General features: G+C 56.1%; 16 protein-coding genes. 4 read left to right on the top strand and 12 right to left on the bottom strand.

Annotated elements, in window-relative coordinates; translation table 11 throughout:
* The first annotated feature begins 37 nt into the window (after positions 1–37).
* A complete protein-coding gene (locus QP990_RS05670) occupies positions 38–1,141 on the top strand; it encodes an isochorismate synthase MenF (protein ID WP_239208432.1) in 1,104 nt (367 codons plus the stop codon).
* On the opposite strand, the gene QP990_RS05665 is transcribed toward QP990_RS05670, so the two are convergent.
* From QP990_RS05665 to QP990_RS05625, 9 genes are all read right to left on the bottom strand, one after another.
* Positions 1,138–1,503, bottom strand: coding sequence for a hypothetical protein (locus QP990_RS05665; protein WP_396127275.1), 366 nt, complete (start codon positions 1,501–1,503; stop codon positions 1,138–1,140). The two genes, QP990_RS05670 and QP990_RS05665, sit on opposite strands and share 4 nt — an antisense overlap.
* Positions 1,504–1,704: 201 nt before the next feature.
* The gene (locus QP990_RS05660; RefSeq protein ID WP_284798684.1) at positions 1,705–2,514 is read right to left on the bottom strand and encodes a fumarylacetoacetate hydrolase family protein; all 810 of its coding nucleotides are present in this window, start codon (positions 2,512–2,514) and stop codon (positions 1,705–1,707) included.
* A 181-nt stretch (positions 2,515–2,695) separates the two neighbouring features.
* Entirely contained in the window at positions 2,696–3,715 is a 1,020-nt protein-coding gene (locus tag QP990_RS05655) for a 3-isopropylmalate dehydrogenase (RefSeq protein WP_239208431.1), read from the bottom strand.
* 120 nt (positions 3,716–3,835) lie between these two features.
* Complete coding sequence (gene serA / locus QP990_RS05650) at positions 3,836–5,422, bottom strand: phosphoglycerate dehydrogenase (protein WP_239208430.1); 1,587 nt, start codon at positions 5,420–5,422, stop codon at positions 3,836–3,838.
* 63 nt (positions 5,423–5,485) lie between these two features.
* The gene (locus tag QP990_RS05645) at positions 5,486–6,286 is read right to left on the bottom strand and encodes a hypothetical protein (protein WP_239208429.1); all 801 of its coding nucleotides are present in this window, start codon (positions 6,284–6,286) and stop codon (positions 5,486–5,488) included.
* A gap of 94 nt (positions 6,287–6,380) precedes the next feature.
* Positions 6,381–8,171 carry a DUF262 domain-containing protein gene (locus QP990_RS05640; protein ID WP_284798682.1) on the bottom strand — a complete coding sequence of 597 codons (1,791 nt, stop codon included), beginning with the start codon at positions 8,169–8,171 and terminating at the stop codon, positions 6,381–6,383.
* Between the two features lie 112 nt (positions 8,172–8,283).
* A complete protein-coding gene (gene ilvC, locus QP990_RS05635) occupies positions 8,284–9,297 on the bottom strand; it encodes a ketol-acid reductoisomerase (RefSeq protein ID WP_200287638.1) in 1,014 nt (337 codons plus the stop codon).
* Between the two features lie 100 nt (positions 9,298–9,397).
* On the bottom strand, positions 9,398–9,916 hold the full coding sequence (ilvN, locus tag QP990_RS05630; protein WP_086589129.1) for an acetolactate synthase small subunit: 519 nt from the start codon (positions 9,914–9,916) through the stop codon (positions 9,398–9,400).
* Positions 9,917–9,918: 2 nt separating this feature from the next.
* Positions 9,919–11,769: an acetolactate synthase large subunit gene (locus tag QP990_RS05625; RefSeq protein WP_284798679.1), complete on the bottom strand. Its 1,851-nt coding sequence runs from the start codon at positions 11,767–11,769 to the stop codon at positions 9,919–9,921.
* A 306-nt stretch (positions 11,770–12,075) separates the two neighbouring features.
* Between QP990_RS05625 and QP990_RS05620 the strand changes: the two genes are divergently transcribed.
* From QP990_RS05620 to QP990_RS05610, 3 genes are all read left to right on the top strand, one after another.
* Positions 12,076–12,618 (top strand): PH domain-containing protein, encoded by a 543-nt coding sequence (locus tag QP990_RS05620; protein WP_239208426.1) that lies wholly within the window; start codon positions 12,076–12,078, stop codon positions 12,616–12,618.
* Between the two features lie 54 nt (positions 12,619–12,672).
* Complete coding sequence (gene ilvD, locus QP990_RS05615) at positions 12,673–14,526, top strand: dihydroxy-acid dehydratase (protein ID WP_239208425.1); 1,854 nt, start codon at positions 12,673–12,675, stop codon at positions 14,524–14,526.
* Positions 14,527–14,603: 77 nt separating this feature from the next.
* The gene (locus QP990_RS05610; RefSeq protein ID WP_239208424.1) at positions 14,604–15,875 is read left to right on the top strand and encodes a glycosyltransferase family 87 protein; all 1,272 of its coding nucleotides are present in this window, start codon (positions 14,604–14,606) and stop codon (positions 15,873–15,875) included.
* Here QP990_RS05610 and QP990_RS05605 read toward each other — a convergent pair.
* From QP990_RS05605 to QP990_RS05595, 3 genes are all read right to left on the bottom strand, one after another.
* Positions 15,850–16,164 (bottom strand): transcriptional regulator, encoded by a 315-nt coding sequence (locus tag QP990_RS05605; protein WP_239208423.1) that lies wholly within the window; start codon positions 16,162–16,164, stop codon positions 15,850–15,852. The two genes, QP990_RS05610 and QP990_RS05605, sit on opposite strands and share 26 nt — an antisense overlap.
* Positions 16,157–16,621 carry a hypothetical protein gene (locus QP990_RS05600; protein WP_239208422.1) on the bottom strand — a complete coding sequence of 155 codons (465 nt, stop codon included), beginning with the start codon at positions 16,619–16,621 and terminating at the stop codon, positions 16,157–16,159. Before QP990_RS05600 ends, QP990_RS05605 begins: the two co-directional genes overlap by 8 nt.
* 127 nt (positions 16,622–16,748) lie before the next feature.
* A complete protein-coding gene (locus QP990_RS05595; protein ID WP_239208421.1) occupies positions 16,749–17,696 on the bottom strand; it encodes a DoxX family membrane protein in 948 nt (315 codons plus the stop codon).
* Positions 17,697–17,734: the final 38 nt, after the last annotated feature.

The following is a 17,734-nucleotide window of genomic DNA, read 5'->3' as shown; positions in this document are numbered from 1 at the left end:
TCTGTAAGAAAAGCCCAAGGCATTAAGCTATATTTTCATGCACGAAGACAGACCAAGCACCGCCCCCGATTTTTTGCTCTCACGGGCAACGGGGTCTGTCCGTACCCAAGGGGCGCGCCACACTTTTAATGACGCCGATGCGGCAATTTCCGCTCTCCGCAGCAAGGATGTAGAGATGGTCGTCGGTGCGATCCCCTTCGATTCGGACACCCCCGCGGCACTAACCGTACCGGAGGCCATCATCCGCGAAGAGGGCCCGCTGGAACCGCACGCTTATTATCGCAACCAGAGTTTAAGCTCCCGCGTAGTTGGCTTCGATCCAGAGCCTGAGGAACACCTTCGCCGCGTGGAGGCAGCCATCGGCACGATTGAAACCTCCAAACTAGAAAAGGTAGTTCTAGCCCGCGCGGTAGACATCGAATTCCCTGAAGCCATCGATCCGCGCCTCGTAGCGGCGCGCCTTATCGATCTCTCCGCCAACCGTGACGGGTTCATTGCTGATCTCTCTCCCGCTGGAAGGCCGGGCGCGATGCTTGTCGGCTCCTCCCCGGAGGTTCTAGTCAAGCGTCAAGGCTCGACTGTGTCAGCCTTTCCCTTGGCGGGTTCGTCTCCGCGCCGCGCCTCGGCGGCCGAGGATCACCTCGCAGGACAGGACCTCTTGCATTCTTCCAAGGATCTCCACGAACACGCTTTTGTGGTCGACCACCTGCGCCGGGCGCTCACCCCATTGTGCGAGCGACTAGATATTCCGGACGTCCCACAACTGATAAGCACAAATGAAATGTGGCACCTTGGCACGCCGATTTCCGGAACGCTCAAGGATAAAGACTTGACTGCGCTCGAGCTTGCCCTAGCGGTCCATCCCACACCGGCTATCTGTGGCACCCCGGCCGAAGCCGCCCAAGCCCTTATTGAGACTGCGGAGACTGACCGTGGTTTCTATGCCGGCGCGGTCGGCTGGTGCGATAGTTCAGGTGACGGCGAATTTATGGTAGCCATTCGCTGCGCAGAGGTTGCCGGCGATGGACTCTCCGCACGCGCTTGGGCTGGTGGAGGCATCGTCGGCGATTCTGATGCCCAAGCGGAGTTGGAAGAAACCACCGCTAAGCTGCGCACCATTTTGAAGGCGCTAAGCCTCTAGCCCACGCGCTTGGCGACGAGCACGACGTCGGTGCGGTGGTGCGCACCTGCACCTTCAGCCAGGTGGCGCTCCTGGCGAGTTAGGGTAATAGTTTTTAATTCCTGCAGGTTGTGCGCCAACCATTCCGGCATCGCCAGTTCTGTGGACTCCATATCGTGGTGAACAAAAAGCAGTGTTCCCCCTGGAGCTACCAAGTGCTCAAGCTTTTCGACCTCTTCCGACGTTGCGCGTATCCCACCGTAGTGGACGCTTACCAAGTCAAAGGGCTCATGGCTAAAGCCACTAAACATAGCAACCTGTGCGGCAACGCCGAGGGCGCGAGTGCGGGCTACGGCCGTCGGGGCGAAGTCAATGCCCAACACATCCTAGCCGTGGTTTTAAGCCAGAGCGCGTCCGCGCCTTCTCCGCAGCCAATGTCCAGGGCAGAGCCAGGCGCAAGCTCCGCAGCATAATCGACAAGGGTGGAGTTCGGCTTTCCTGACCACACGCGATCAGTGCTGCGGTACCGCTCCTCCATTTCCGCGGGAGTGGGAACGTAGGGGCGATGCTCGCTCTGGTGGGAGTTATGCACGGTCGATGGAATTGCGTAGGGTACCCAGGCCTGGGATCTCGATTTCGATGGTATCCCCCGGGACCATCGGAGCGGTGCCCGCCGGTGAACCAGTAGTAATGACATCGCCGGGAAGCAAGGTATAGGCGGCGGAAATCTCTTCTAAGATGCCGCCCATCTTCACAATCATCTGGTCCGAATTGGAATCCTGCTTTTGCTCACGAGAGCCCTCGTGTGTCAGGTAGGCATTAATCTTCTGGTCATCCAGATTCAAGCTGTCCAGATCCGTCTCAATCCATGGGCCGAGCGGGCAGAAAGTGTCGATCCCCTTGGCACGAGCCCATTGTCCGTCCTTGAACTGCAGGTCACGGGAGGAAACATCATTGCAAATGGTGTAGCCCAGTACGTGGTCTTGCCAGTTCTCGGCCTTGATATTCTTCGACGGTTTGGAAATGACTACGGCAAGCTCGCCCTCAAACTCTACATTGGTGGCATAGTCTGGGATCTTGATCGCGGCATCCGGGCCGATGACCGCGGTGGACGGCTTGATAAAGATGGTGGGCGGCAAGCTATCGGCAGACTTCTTGAAGACTTCCGCAACATGGTCCGCATAGTTGCGGCCCAGCGCCACAACCTTGGTAGGCAGGGTCGGTGCCAAGAGGCGAACCTCGTTAAGCTTCCACTCGCGTCCGGTTGGCTCCGGCGGAGTGAAAGGCGTGCCAGCAATTTCTTTTGCTACTAGCTCTTGCATCGGGGCGTCTTTCGGCCCATCGATAATGGCGAAACAGATTCCTTCTGGGTGTGCAATTCGTCCTAAACGCATAGCGGTAATCCTACTCAATCGCTCCCTTTACATGTGTGCAAAGGTTACGGTGTTAATTAGTTAATTTGAGTAAATTGCGGTGTCCTTGCAAACGCCATTGCAAGCCCCTGGAAGAGGGGATGAAAGCAACCGTTCGGATCCGGGGGCGTCGGCAAGCGCATCGTGCAGGGCAGGTTTGCTCCTATGTAGCTAGGGCGCGCGAAATTCGGTCGCCGACGTCAGTGGTCTTCACCGGCCCATCGCCGCGTTGGGCAACGTCTTGCGCTACCGCATCCTCTACCCTTTGCGCATTGGCTTCATCGCCTACGTGTCGAAGGAGCATGGCCGCCGACAAAATAGCAGCCGTCGGATCCGCGATCCCCTTCCCAGCGATATCCGGTGCAGAACCATGGACCGGCTCGAACATCGAGGGATTCGCTCCTGAAGCATCAATATTTCCGGAGGCAGCAAGGCCAATGCCACCCACTACGGCACCGGCAAGATCGGTAAGAATGTCTCCAAAAAGGTTATCGGTAACTATTACGTCATATCGCGCCGGATCCGAAACCATATAAATGGTCGCAGCATCGATATGTTGGTAGTCCACCTGAACCTCTGGAAACTCAGCGGCGATGTCATCGACAGTGCGCTGCCACAGCCCACCCGCATTGACCAATACATTGGTTTTGTGCACCAAGGTCAGGTGCTTGCGGCGCTGCTCAGCCCGCGCAAAGGCATCGCGCACTACGCGCTCCACGCCAAAGCGGGTGTTTTGTGATACCTCACTAGCCACCTCATGCTCAGTGCCCTCGCGCAAGGTACCACCGTTTCCGCAGTACAGCCCCTCGGTGCCCTCGCGCACCACCACAAAATCAATGTCTCCAGGATCGGCCAACGGCGAAGAAGCAGTGGGATACAGCTTGGAAGGACGGAGGTTTACGTAGTGATCCAGCGCAAATCGCATCTTGAGCAATAGCCCTCGCTCCAATACGCCTGGAGGCACTTTACCCGGGGCACCAATAGCCCCCAATAAGATGGCATCGTGTTCGCGGAGACTAGCTAAATCCGCATCCGTGAGAAGCTCCCCGTTGCGTAGGTAGCGCCGGGCACCAAGGTCATACTCGGTGGTGTCAATATCGGAGCGAACGGCATGCAGCACCTTGAGAGCCTCAGCCGTTACCTCGGGCCCAATACCATCCCCACCAATTACCGCAAGTTTCATTATGTAGGATTCCTTTCTCATAGAGTGGATTTAACCAACTCTATCAAAAAGGACCCGCGCAGCGCAGGAAGTTACCTGTCACTACGCGGGATATGCTCCACGGATTCTGCACCAGCAGCTTTATGCGTCCATATCCAGCTGTTCACACTGCGCACCTAATGCCGCATTGACCTCAGCAATGAGAGACTCCGGAACCTCGGCTTCCACACGCAGAATAAGAACCGCATCAGATTCCTGCTTGCCATACGTAAGCGCCGCCGCCACGATATTGATTCCAGCAGCACCTAGCTTGGTACCCACCGTTCCCAACGCGCCCGGAGCATCTGCATAGCGGAAGAAAAGATTGCGACCAGTAGCGCGCATATCGACGCCGCGGCCGTTAATACGAATAAACTTCTCGGTTCCATCGATGCCAATAAGCGCACCGGTCAGCGAGGAAGTTTCTCCATCAGCACCGATAACTTTCACCTGCAAGGAGGAGCGGTGCCCCTTGGATTCCGCGTTGGTAGATACCTCCACCTCTACCCCACGGCTCTGCGCAATCTGCATGGCATTAACAAATGTCACCGGCTCCGATGTCACGCCACTAAACAGACCCCGGACAGCAGAAAGACCTAAAACTTCTACATCCTCGGTAGACAGCTCACCGCAAGCTTCTACTTCAACGGCAACGGGTGCCTGCCCCAGCAGACGTCCAGCCGTAAGTCCTAGCTTGCGCGCGAGATCCAACCAACCAGCAACTTCTTCTCCTACAGCACCACCGGAGACATTTACCGCATCCGGGACAAACTCACCAGCGAGAGCCTTGAGCACCGAAGCCGCCACATCGGTTCCTGCTCGGTCCTGGGCCTCTACAGTGGAGGCTCCCAAGTGTGGGGAAACGGTGACCTGCGGCAGCTTAAAGAGCGGAGAATCAGTACATGGTTCCGTAGCAAAGACATCGAAACCCGCGCCCCGGTGATGGCCCTGTTCGATAGACTCAGCCAAGGCCTCCTCATCCACCAATCCGCCGCGAGCCGCATTAATGAGAATCTGCCCCTTCTTCGCCTTATCCAAAAGCTCCTTATCAAACATTCCGGCAGTCTCTGGGGTCTTCGGAAGGTGAATGGTCACAAAATCGGAACGAGACATGAGCTCTTCCAATCCGACCAGTTCCACGCCCAGTGTCGCCGCACGAGCCGGGTTGGCATAGGGGTCGTGGGCAATGATGGTCGTTTCAAAAGACTTCAGACGCTGTGCGAAGAGCTGACCAATGTGTCCAAAACCAACAATACCGATGGTCTTTCCATATACCTCCACGCCCTTGAAAGAAGAACGCTTCCATTCCCCCTCGCGCAGCGACTGGTCGGCTGCTGGTACCTGACGCGCCGTCGCCAAGAGCAATGCAATGGCCTGTTCGCACGCCGAGTGAATATTAGACGTAGGTGCATTTACCACCATGACGCCCTTTTCCGTTGCCGCCGGAATATCAACGTTATCTAGGCCTACTCCTGCGCGGCCCACAATTTTTAGCTTTGGAGCTGCTTCTAAAACCTCTGCATCAACAGTAGTTGCAGAACGCACCAGCAAAGCCTCTGCATCCGGAACTGCGGCGAGCAACTCCGCACGGTTTGGACCGTCCACCCAACGAACCTCAACTGAATCCCCCAAGGCCGTAACTGTGGATTGAGCTAATTTATCGGCAATAAGGACTACCGGCTTCGACATATCTTCCTTCGCTTAAGTGTGATGCGGTGCACGCGGAATTCCCGCGTGTCAAGGAAGTGTAGTTCAGGAAGGAGCGCCCTGCTTGATTTTTGCCTTAAATTCTTTCACTCGACCGAATTCCGGTCCAAGGGCTACTAAGGCACCATCTTCAAGGCCTGCAACAGCGGCCATGCTGTGCTTATCCTCCAATGGATCAACAGTCGGCACTACCAACACCTTGCCGCCATAGGCTGCCGCCGTAATGACGTTCGCGATGGGACTATCTTTTGTCGCGATGATATTCGGCGCCATCTGGGCATCCCTGCGGGACTGTGCTGGGACAGGTTTTTTCTTTTTCCCATCAGCCTCAGGCTCGCCTTCATACGGCACCCATGCGGGCCGCAGCTCCACTTGGGGAGTCTTGTCCAATCGCGCAATATCTTTGACCATTTGCTCAGGGGAAGCTACCACCTTGGAGCCGTATTGGAATGCCGTAAACTCTCCCAGCGCTTTGTGCGTACCTGGATCCTTAATCACCTCGAAGTCCCCAGATGTTTGTGTCCACGGCACATCGCCGACAATCACCAAGCGTCGTACTCCCAGGTCCGTGAGTAGCTTATGGATTTCCAATCGCCTAGCGTCGTCATACTGCACCGCAGGCAAATGCTGGTTTACCGCCAACGTTGCTGCACGCAGAATAGATTTATCATCCGCGGTAAAGAGGACGAGCGAATCGGAATCTTCAAAAAATAGGCGGCTAGCCTCGATGCCTATGGGGTCATTGACAATGACGAATCTGCCGTCAAATTTCGGGTCAATCAGCCGGTTTTGGTTCTCCGCTTTGGCCTTATTGAGGTCAATTTCAGACTCATCCAAATCAGACAATCCCCGCCTGACCAGTTTGGTTTCAGTAACTGGCGTGCCACAGGCAGCTAATGCGAGCGATGCGACAAGCACTGTGGCAGTCAGGCGCACAGATTTAGCGATCAAAAGCTTGCGGGCCTTCCTCTCCACCAAACAGGTTTGCTTCATCCACATCACGGATGACAGGTTTACCTAAAGCATATTCCACGATGTCAAGGAACCGTTGACGACGGTCTGCTAGGAATTCTCGCGGCTGTGACGCCCGCAGGTAATTCAAATTCATATCGTGGGACGCTAGTACCTCATCAAATTGCCTGTCTTCCATGATGGACTTGGACTGAACGCGCGGCAGGTAGCGATCGGGAGCGAAGCCATCGAGTACTACCTCAGTTCGCTTGCCCATTGGGGTGTAGTTCATCACGGACTCCGCCAAAACGGGGTCCACTCCGTGGCGCTTGCACCAATTCAGCGGGAACACCGGGAAAAAGCCCGGCTTGAGCTCTTCAAATGTGCGCCTATTAAACGCCTTTCCTGTGCGCCAATCCTTTGCGCCGCGCGCCATAAGGAGGGCATAGAGACCATGCCATACACCGTCATTATCATCCACAGAGAGCAAACGGGATTCCCGGAAGGTGGCATCGGTGACAGTCTTCGGGGCCTCATCCGTTGCGCCCGCTACCCACTCGGTGACCTCATCCACGTCGCGAGCGGCGCGCAGCTGCACTGCAGACGAGCCATAAAGCTCGCCGAAGACGCCGCACCAGAACCATTGGTTCATGCGGTCCCACGATTGCTGGGTGGACAGCGCTCCCCCGCGTTTAGCCAGGCGGGCAATGATGACGGCTAGAGGAACAATCTGTTCATTAAACGGAACCTGATCCGTATTAAGGATGCATCGTTCCGCCAAAAACTCAGATACCTCACGGAAAGTAATGCGTAAATCATTGGCCGCCGCCTTATACTCCGTTAGGGACAGCTTTAAGATGTCCTCGCGCTGCCCACCAGCACGGCCCTTTTCTCCGGAGACTAAAAGCGATACTGCAGAAAGAAATTCTGTGCGCCCAATTCCGTCCAAAGCTGGGGACGTACGCAGATCCTTTTCCACTTCTTGCCAATCAGTGGCCAGGTGGAACGTGGGATCCTCGGAAGCAAATACTGCGGTGAGTAAATCGAATACGTCCATTTGCAGGCCTGCCGAATTTGCCTGCGCGAAAATTGACCCGATGCCGGCTCGCTCTGTTTCTCGGGAAAGCCGAATCATCGGCAGGTCATAGCCGGACAATGGTCTAACGATGCGGTTATTAAACGCTGCTAGCTCCGCGCTGTATTCCTGTTTGGTCGATGCAAGCTCAAAGAGCATGCCAACGCCATCTTCACTCAATAGTGAAGCAACAGGAATGCACATATTCTCTAGGGCGTCTTCCCGTGAAAGAATGTCCCCCTCAATCGTCGGTGCGAAGTGCGATCGAATTTTTCCTTTGTGATCGACTGCAAAGATGGCGTCATCCGGCATAATCTCGCCCCGCACGGCAGCTCGAATATCAATGAAGAAACGGCGATGAATTTTCTTCTTGCGGAAGTCAGTTGTGTCTACAAAGCCCTCGCCGTTGAAGCAGTGATACAGCGTGGTCAAACGCTGCTGTCCATCTAAAAGGAGCAAGCCGGGGTCAACGCCGGTATCCGGCGCGCCGGCGAGGGCGCGGGGGCGAAAGCGCATCTTTTCGTTTCGAGTATCAAGTGCCATAAGCGCCCCGATGGGATAGCCGCGAAGCACAGAAACAATGAGTGAACGGATGCGATCTTCGTCCCATGCATAGCTGCGTTGGAAATCAGGTAGCTGGATGTCCCCGCGATTAATCCGTGCAAAGAGGTCTCTGAGATCATAACTTGGCGTCGTAAAGCCCATGCCCGACATCCTACCCCCAAGGATTAATTCTTTCCTGCCGATAATTCAGAAAACCCACGGTGAACACCCCTAATTCACCGTGGGTTTGGCGCTATTCGCGTGGCCTTATGTGCTAGGCCGTAGCATCCAGTGGGTTCTTGACCCAGCTCATCAAATCGCGCAGCTTAGCGCCGGTCTTTTCAATCTCGTGCTGTGCAAATTCCTCGCGCAGGTCCTCCAATTCCTTGTTGCCGCCCTCAATATTGGCCAGCAGGCGCTTGGTGAAGGTGCCATCCTGAATATCAGACAAGATGTCTTTCATGCGCTGCTTGGTATCGGCATTGATAACGCGGGGACCGGAAATGTAGCCGCCAAACTCTGCGGTATCAGATACCGAGTAGTTCATATTGGCGACGCCGCCTTCAAACATCAGGTCCACAATCAGCTTCATCTCATGGAGAACCTCAAAGTAGGCCATTTCTGGCTCGTATCCAGCCTCAGTCAGAACCTCAAAGCCGGTACGAATCAGGTATTCCACACCGCCACACAAGACAGCCTGCTCCCCGAAGAGGTCAGTAACCGTCTCTGCTTCGAAGGTAGTCGGGATAACGCCGGCACGCGCACCACCGATGGCTGCGGCATAGGACAAGGTCAAATCATGGCCTTCACCCTTCGGATCCTGCTCAGTAGCAATGAGGCACGGAACTCCCTTGCCATCTACAAACTGTCGGCGAACCAAGTGACCAGGCCCCTTAGGAGCAACCATTCCGACGGTGACACTGGCCTGCGGCTCAATCAGCTTGAAGTGAATATTCAAACCGTGACCAAACAGCAGTGCATTGCCATCTTCCAGGTTAGGGGCGATTTCCTCTTCAAAGATCTGCTTCTGAGAGGTATCTGGCGCCAGCAGCATAATGACGTCTGCCCACTTAGCAGCCTCTGCCACGGTCTTAACCTCAAAACCTGCTTCCTCAGCCTTATCCGCCGACTTGGAACCCTCGCGCAGGCCGATAACAACCTCAACGCCGGAGTCACGCAGGTTTTGCGAGTGTGCATGACCTTGGGAACCGTAGCCGATGACGGCTACCTTGCGGTTTTGAATGATGGACAGATCCGCATCATCGTCATAAAAGGTCTCAATTGCCATGTCCTAATCCTCAATTCTGTAGTGATTGAAAGTTCAATGAATCAACGTCCCACCCACTATTGTATCAGTGTATGGGATTTAATGCCCACCTAGTGAGACATTAATTTCGGGGCGGAGCCAATGCTTTGGGCCCACGCCCTAAGGCCACGTCGCCCGACTGCACCAGCTCGAGTACACCAAAAGGTTCTAATACATCCAGTAGCGCCGCCAGCTTTCCCGGGGTACCAGTCGCTTCTACTACCACGGATTCTTGCGCCACATCTACCACGCGAGCGCGGAAGATATTGACGGCATCGACAACCTGGGGCCGGTTGGTATTATTTGCAGCCACCTTGACCATCATCAGAGCTCGCGCCACGGTTGCGTCAGCCTCAAGCTCAACTATCTTGATGACCGGAACAATTTTATTGAGCTGCTTAGTTACCTGCTCCATAATTGTCTCGGATGCATCAACCACGATAGTCAGCCGGTTGATACCCGGATTTTCCGTTTGGGCGGAAACTAAGGAAATGATGCTGTAACCGCGCCGCGAAAACATTCCGGTCACCCGCGACAGGATTCCCTCTACGTCTTCCACCAGGACCGACAAGGTATGCCGGGAAACGTCAGTGGGTGCCATGCCTATACCTCCTGGATGGTCTCGTCGATATCGGCTGGACTTTCTGCTGCCGATTCAGTTTCATCGAATAGCGGGCGCAAACCGCGGGCGTATTGAATCTCTTCGTTAGACGCCCCACCGCCAATCATCGGCCACACCTGGGCATCTTCTCCAACGATGAAGTCAATAACCACAGGGCGGTCATTGATTGCACGGGCCCGTTCAATCGCTGGCACCACTTCTTCCTCGCAGGTGACCCGGATGGCTTCACACCCCAGCGCTTCTGCCAAGCGGACAAAGTCCGGGGTATAGACATCGCGCTCTCGCAGCTTGGTATGGGAGTAGTTCTCATTAAAGAACAGGGTTTGCCACTGGCGGACCATACCTAGGTTGCCGTTATTAATAACGGCAACCTTGAATGGAAAGCCCTCCAAAGCTGCGGTGGTTAGCTCCTGGTTGGTCATCTGGAAGCAGCCATCACCGTCAATCGCCCATACCTCTTTATCTGGGCATGCTGCTTTGGCGCCAAGGGCTGCTGGTACCGCGTAGCCCATGGTTCCAGCTCCGCCGGAGTTAATCCAGGAACGCGGCTGTTCAAAGTCAATAAACTGTGCCGACCACATCTGGTGCTGCCCCACTCCGGCACAATAAATTGCCTCGGGGCCTACGGTTTCACTGAGCTTCTCCAAGACAAATTGAGGATTTAGCTGCCCATCCGGAGTGGGATCATAACCACGGGGAAACCGCTCTTTGAGTCCGTCAAGGTAGTCCCGCCATGGACCTGTCTGCGGCAGATCCAGAGAGGAGTCTTTACGGTATTCCTTTAAAAGTCCCGCTAGTACTTTTTCCGCATCACCCACGATAGGCACGTCCACCTCACGGATTTTGCCGATTTCAGCAGGATCGATATCCGCATGAATCACCTGGGCCTCAGGGGCAAAGGTTGAGGTATCCCCAGTTACTCGATCATCGAAGCGCGCGCCGATGGCAATGAGCAGATCCGCACGTTGCATCGCCGCGACCGCCGGAACGGTGCCGTGCATGCCCGGCATGCCCATATGCAGCGGATGAGACTCTGGAAAGGACCCCAAGGCCATGAATGTGGTCACGACTGGAATTCCGGTACATTCCGCAAATGCACGCAGCTCCCGTGCCGCCTCTGCCTTGATGACACCACCTCCGGCATAAATAACCGGCTTTTCTGCTTGCGCGATGAGTTCAACCGCTTGCGCGATTTGACGGTGGTGTGGCTTGGTCGTTGGCTTATATCCAGGCAAATCGAATTCGGTTGGGAAAGAGTAGTCCAAGTGGCCATTTTGAACGTCTTTCGGAATATCCACTAGGACCGGTCCTGGGCGCCCTGTAGAAGCCAAATGGAATGCTGCAGCAATAGCAGCGGGAATCTGCCTAGGCTCCGTCACGATGTAGTTATGCTTGGTAATCGGCATTGTCACACCACGGATATCGGCCTCCTGGAAGGCATCGGTTCCCAAAAGATTGCTTCCCACTTGGCCGGTGATAGCGACGATGGGGACGGAATCCAGGTTGGCGTCGGCAAGCGCTGTCACCAAGTTAGTCGCACCCGGCCCCGAGGTGGCAATGCACACCCCCACCTTGCCAGAAGCCTGCGCATAGCCTTCCGCAGCATGTCCAGCTCCCTGTTCATGACGGGTGAGCACATGCCGCAGCTTGGTCGAGGTATGCAAAGCATCGTAGAGCGGAAGCACGGCACCGCCTGGAATGCCGAAGACAAGATCGGTTCCCAAATCTTCAAGAGTGCGGACAATGGCGTGGGCACCACTCATCCGCTCCGGAGCGTGGGCGCGTGAGGCTGCAGCCACCGAAGCGGGCGTGGGCGAAGTTGTCGTAACCACGGTTAATGTGCTCCTTGGATTGCTCTAATACTGGTCGTGATCATCATCGTTAACGCCTTTAGATATGAACAAAGCCCCCGCGGGCTGGTGTGTCTGCGGGGGCGAAAAGCGTCGACGTCATGAGCGCCGCGGTCACCGCCGCATTGGTACTACCTGAAGTCGAATAATGATCATGAGCATGACTATACACCGATAGGTATTACGGTTATGACAGTTACCCCCATTTGGGATCGGCTTCCCACATGGTGAGACATACCTGAAAATAGGTTAGCCCTCACCCACCCCTGTGAATTAGGCTTGCACACTATGACTCCACCACCTAAGGACAATAAACCTCATCAGTCCACCACCCAGGCAGAGGTTTTCAAGCCATCCCGTGACCACATCTTGGGCATCCTTATTCTGTCCACCATTGCGCTATTGAGCATTGGGTGGGCCCCCAAATACCTCGCATGGCTGTTCATCATCCCCATCCTCGGATTGTGGTGGGTCATAAAATCCCGCACCAAGGTCTCAGAATCCGGGATCGACATTTCCTATGCTTTCCGGAAAAAGGTACAGATCCCTTGGGACGATTTTGCCGGTATCGGGTTCCAACGCTCCCGCACCTTTGCTCGTACGAGAAGCGGCGTGGAGCACAACCTGCCTGGTATCACCTTTAACTCGCTCCCACGCCTTTCGGAGGCCTCCCGCGGCCGCATCCCGGACGCCCTTACCCAGGGCCGTGAAGCGGCAGATGAAAAGGTGGTTATCGTCCACCGCGACGGCCAGCAAGTCCTCCTCAGCAAAGAAGAGTATGCGGACTACCTTGAGCGCCACCCCGAGCTCAAGCCCTCGGCCGAAAACTAAATACGCCACCGACGCTCTCCCCCACATCCCTTGAAGGAATGGTGACTTTAAACCATGTTCCCGCTGCGCTCAAAAGTAACTACCGTCGGCCGCCAGGCCTCTGGCGCCCGGGCCCTGTGGCGCGCAACCGGCACCAAGGAAAATGACTTTGGTAAACCGATCGTGGCCATCGCCAACTCCTATACCCAATTCGTCCCCGGCCACGTGCACCTTAAAAACGTCGGCGATATTGTCGCCGATGTCGTACGTGAGGCCGGCGGAGTGCCCAAGGAATTCAACACCATCGCAGTCGATGATGGCATTGCCATGGGCCATAGCGGCATGCTGTACTCGCTTCCCTCCCGCGAAATCATCTCCGATTCCATCGAGTACATGGCCAATGCCCACACTGCCGACGCCCTGGTATGCATCTCCAACTGCGATAAAATCACCCCCGGCATGCTCAATGCTGCCCTGCGCTTGAATATCCCCACCATCTTTGTCTCCGGTGGGCCAATGGAGGCAGGAAAGGCGGTCGTTGTAGACGGCGTAGCCCACGCCCCAACCGACCTCATTACGGCGATTACGGCCTCCGCCAATGATGAGGTCTCGGATGAAGGACTGACCCAGGTCGAAGCATCTGCCTGCCCCACCTGTGGTTCCTGCTCCGGCATGTTTACCGCCAACTCTATGAACTGCCTGACCGAGGCCCTTGGCCTAGCGCTGCCCGGCAACGGTACTACCTTGGCCACCCACACGGCCCGCCGCGGCCTATTCGAAAAGGCCGGCACCACCATCGTCGATATGTGCCGTCGCTATTACGGCGAAGAAGACGAATCGGTGCTTCCGCGCAACATCGCTACCAAGGAAGCTTTCACTAACGCCATGGCCCTAGACATGGCCATGGGCGGCTCCACCAATACCATCCTGCACACCTTGGCGGCCGCGCAGGAAGGCGAGGTGGACTTCACCCTGGATGACATCAACGACATCTCCTACCGCGTACCCTGCCTGTCCAAGGTAGCGCCCAACGGGACCTACCACATTGAAGATGTTCACCGCGCCGGCGGCATTCCCGCCATCTTGGGCGAGCTTCGCCGCGCCGGGCACCTCAACCTCAAGGTACATACAGCGCTATATGACAACGCCGAACAGTGGCTCGATGACTGGGATATCCGCAACCCTCACGCCACCGAGGAGGCCCGCGAACTCTACTACGCCGCCCCCGGCGGCGTGCGCACCACGGAGCCCTTCTCCCAATCCAACCGCTGGGACGAGCTCGATACCGACGCCGCCAATGGCTGCATCCACGACGCCGAGCATGCCTTTTCTTCCGACGGTGGCCTCGTTGTCCTGCGCGGCAACCTCGCTCCCGACGGGGCCATCGTCAAGGCAGCGGGCGTCGAAGAGGAGCTGTGGACCTTCTCCGGCCCTGCACGAATCGTAGAGTCCCAGGAGGAAGCGGTATCTATCATCCTCAATAAGGAGGTTCAGCCGGGCGATGTCGTGGTCATCCGCTATGAAGGCCCGGCCGGTGGCCCTGGCATGCAAGAGATGCTCCACCCGACTTCCTTCCTCAAGGGCGCCGGTTTGGGCAAGGCATGTGCCTTGATTACCGACGGCCGCTTCTCCGGCGGTACTTCCGGCCTATCCATTGGCCACATCTCCCCCGAGGCTGCTCACCAAGGACTTATCGGGCTCATCGAAAACGGCGACACCATCTCTATTAATATCCACGAGCGCGAGCTCACCCTAGACGTGGATGAGGAAGTACTGAAGCGCCGCCGCGCCGCCCAAGAACAGCGCGAATCCCCTTGGACCCCAGTAAGCCGCAACCGCCCGATCACTAAGGCACTGCGTGCATATGCGGCAATGGCAACCTCAGCTGACCGCGGCGCGGTTCGCGTGGTTGACGGTTATGTGAATTAGCAGGAGATAGCTGCTAAATTGCTGTGCTTCGGTGGGGTGCGCGCCTTTTGCCTGCAAATCGCATAAGATATCCTGCGATGAGATTCGCGCGTACCCCGTTATTCCGCTATGCCCTGACCTTACTGGGGCTCATTCTTGGCGCTCGGAAGATCGTCCAAGATATCCACATTACGGACTTCCCCATCGATATGGTGGTCTACCGCGAAGGCGTCAAGGCCTTCCTTGAACACCGCTCTGTCTACAGCGAACCCATGCTGGCCGGCGATATTCAATTGCCCTTTATTTATCCACCCTTTGGCGCGTTGGTCATGGTCCCCTTGACGGCCTTCGACGGTATTGACCACGATATGGCAGGCGACATCGTGGTCGTCCTCTCTGATCTTCTCGTGCTCCTATGCCTCTACCTTGTATTCAAGGCAGTGCTGAAAAAGCCAGAGTTCCTCCTGCCCGTCACCGCCATTACTTGGGCAATTGTATTGCGCTTTGAGCCGGTTGACCTCAATAACGGCTTTGCCCAGATCAACATCGTGGTCATGACGCTCGTTGTCCTCGACCTCGTTCCGCGCCGGCGCTTCCTACCGCAAGGAATCCTGATCGGTCTGGCGGCCGCCATCAAAATAACCCCGCTGGCCATGCTGCTTTATTTCCTCGTGCGCAAGGAGTGGAAGCAGATTGCCACAGCGCTCCTTTCCGCTGTTGCGGCCACCCTCCTTGCCGCAGCCTTCCGCTGGGACGCGTTCGTGGAGTTCTTCAGTTCCAAATTGCTCGATATGGGCTCTGGCGGCGACTTCGGCGTAGGCACTGATTACCAGTCCAATAGCTCTATCAAGGGCGCCATTCAGCGCATGTATTCTTCTTCCGAGGCCATGGATGCCAATGGTCTGGCTATCAACATTGCGTGGATCACCTCCTCCCTCGTGGTCATTGCATTCGCGGCGTGGCTTATTAAGCGCCTGTGCGAAGAGCATTTGCTTGTCGACGCCCAATTGGTCACCGCCCTCACCCTCCTGCTCATCTCCCCCGTTTCCTGGTCACACCACTGGGTCTGGCTCACGCTCATCATCCCAGTCTTTCTTTACCGCGCCTGGACCTGGCTGCCATCTGGATGGGCCGCGGGCAGCCTGCTTACCGTTCTCATCGCCTGGGCAGCCATGCTTCTGACCGTCCCGCCCAAGTGGTGGTGGGGCGACCAGGTCGATGTCCACGCCATGGAGCGCTACCAAAAGTTTTGGGTAGATGACTTCGTCTGGCTAACCATACTGTCCGTCGCGCTTTATACGGCCGCGCTATACGCCGCCCGGCGCAACCAAACTGCGCGCACCGCTACTCCTGCCCCGCTAGCGTCTTAAGCGCCGAAAGGTGCGAATCGAATGCCGTCTTACCTTTGGCCGTGAGCATCACCCACACCGTGTCCTTGCCACGCGAGGATCCATACTCGCGAAAGCGGCTGATATAACCCTCTTTTTCCAAGGCGCTTAATTGCTTAGAAAGCGTGGCATCGGATTGATTCACCTTGTCCCGGATCGCCGCGAAGCGCATCTCCTTATTAATGGCGCCTTCCACTGCCCCGGCAGCATTAAGTACCGCACAAATCTTAAACCGATTGAGCGGGTGAATTACTGGATCAAGCTCACTCATCACCGCTCGCCTGCTTGTCGTTTCCATGGTCACGCGTGGACATATCCATCGCCCCTGAGTTGAGGACCCAAAATACAGCACAACCCCACAGCGTAAAAACGATGGCCGCAATTACCAAGTGCCCTTCGAGAAAGTTCGGGAAAAATACCGGAGCAAAAAACGCTATAGAACTGGTGTAGAACATTTTATCTGGCTTCGGCTGGTTGAAAGGATCTTGCCTATAGCTCGGGCGCACATCGCTCTGATGGGTACCAATCCAAAAAAGAACTGCCATCCAGGCAACGAAGAAGCCGACAAACACCCACGGAGAAATATCCTTTCCCCACTGGCTAATGATGAAATAGCCCCCTGCAAGCACCACTGCTGCCAGAGCATTGAGCGCGGTTTTTCGCCACCCCCTAGGCTTCCTTTGTATTTCCCTGTTGAACGCCAGTGCCTCGTGCACACTGTCATCCATATTCGTCGCTTCCTTTCACCCTCGACCCTGCGTTGTTTTCCACTTTAGAAAGTATCATACTTTCCCTCCTGGAAAGCAAGGGGTAAAAGAAAATCCGCCGCGTGCGCGACGGATTATTTTTTGGCGATTATTTCAGCGGATTAACTCCCGCACCGAAGAACCACAGTGCTACGAGAATCGCTACGCCGATAAGCACAAAGACCCAGGAGGTGCCCAGCGGGCGGCGTGCCCAGGAGCGCTTGAAGTCTACGGAAATAAAGCCCGGGCCAGTAAACTGCAGGCCCACAGCAATAACGAAGAGGACCAAAGAAAGCCAGACGGAATCTGGCCAGCTAAAGACGTCCAAACCGGCATCGGTCTGCGCTAGCTCGTGGACAGCGCTAAAGCCGGTCACCACCAAGCCCAGCATGGCAGCCAGAGGCGTAATGAGTCCCAGCAACAGGAATACACCAGCGATAAGCTGCATGGTCGGAACCGCAATCGACAGCGCGGTATCCCAAGCATAGTTGGCAAAATCACCCTCTAGACCGGACAAGCCCTGGCTATCGCCGAGCTCGAAGAAGGTTTTTGCACCGGCAATGATTAGGTAGGCGCTCAGTGCGATGCGAATGAATAGCAGACCAAAGTCGATAGTGCCGCGGCGCCCATAGCGGTGGTAGCCTTCTTTTTCTTCCTGTTCCGCCTGCAAGCGGGCCTCGCGCTCCTCTGCGGTTTCTGCGCTGGCGGCACCTTCTTCAGGGGCGTCGGCAGTAGCAAGTGCCGATTCCTCCTCGGCACTAACCGGCGTGGCCGACTCCGGTTGCGCAAACGCTACAGTTTCCTCGCTGGCGCCGCTTTGCTGACGCGCGGCTTCATTCGCGCTGGAGTAGGACATTACCTCAGTTTCAGGGTGGTCTTGCCGCGCCTGGAAAGGCTTGATCTCCTGCGGCTCAGCGCGGCCGGCGCGCTCGAAGAGGCCAGGCTTCGAGTTCTTCTCGCTGGAAACGGAATCTTTGCTCGCGGGCTTGGCGTTGTAGGTAGGCACGCCCATGTCTTCATCTAACGGTGTGGCTTTATCCGGCTGTTTATCGCTCATAGCTCCAATTTAAGGCACGGGCCTGCGCTTTTGTGGTA

The sequence above is a fragment of the Corynebacterium sp. MSK071 genome, from assembly GCF_030232125.1.
Taxonomy (GTDB): domain Bacteria; phylum Actinomycetota; class Actinomycetes; order Mycobacteriales; family Mycobacteriaceae; genus Corynebacterium; species Corynebacterium kefirresidentii.
This window is presented reverse-complemented; position numbering and strand designations above follow the sequence as displayed.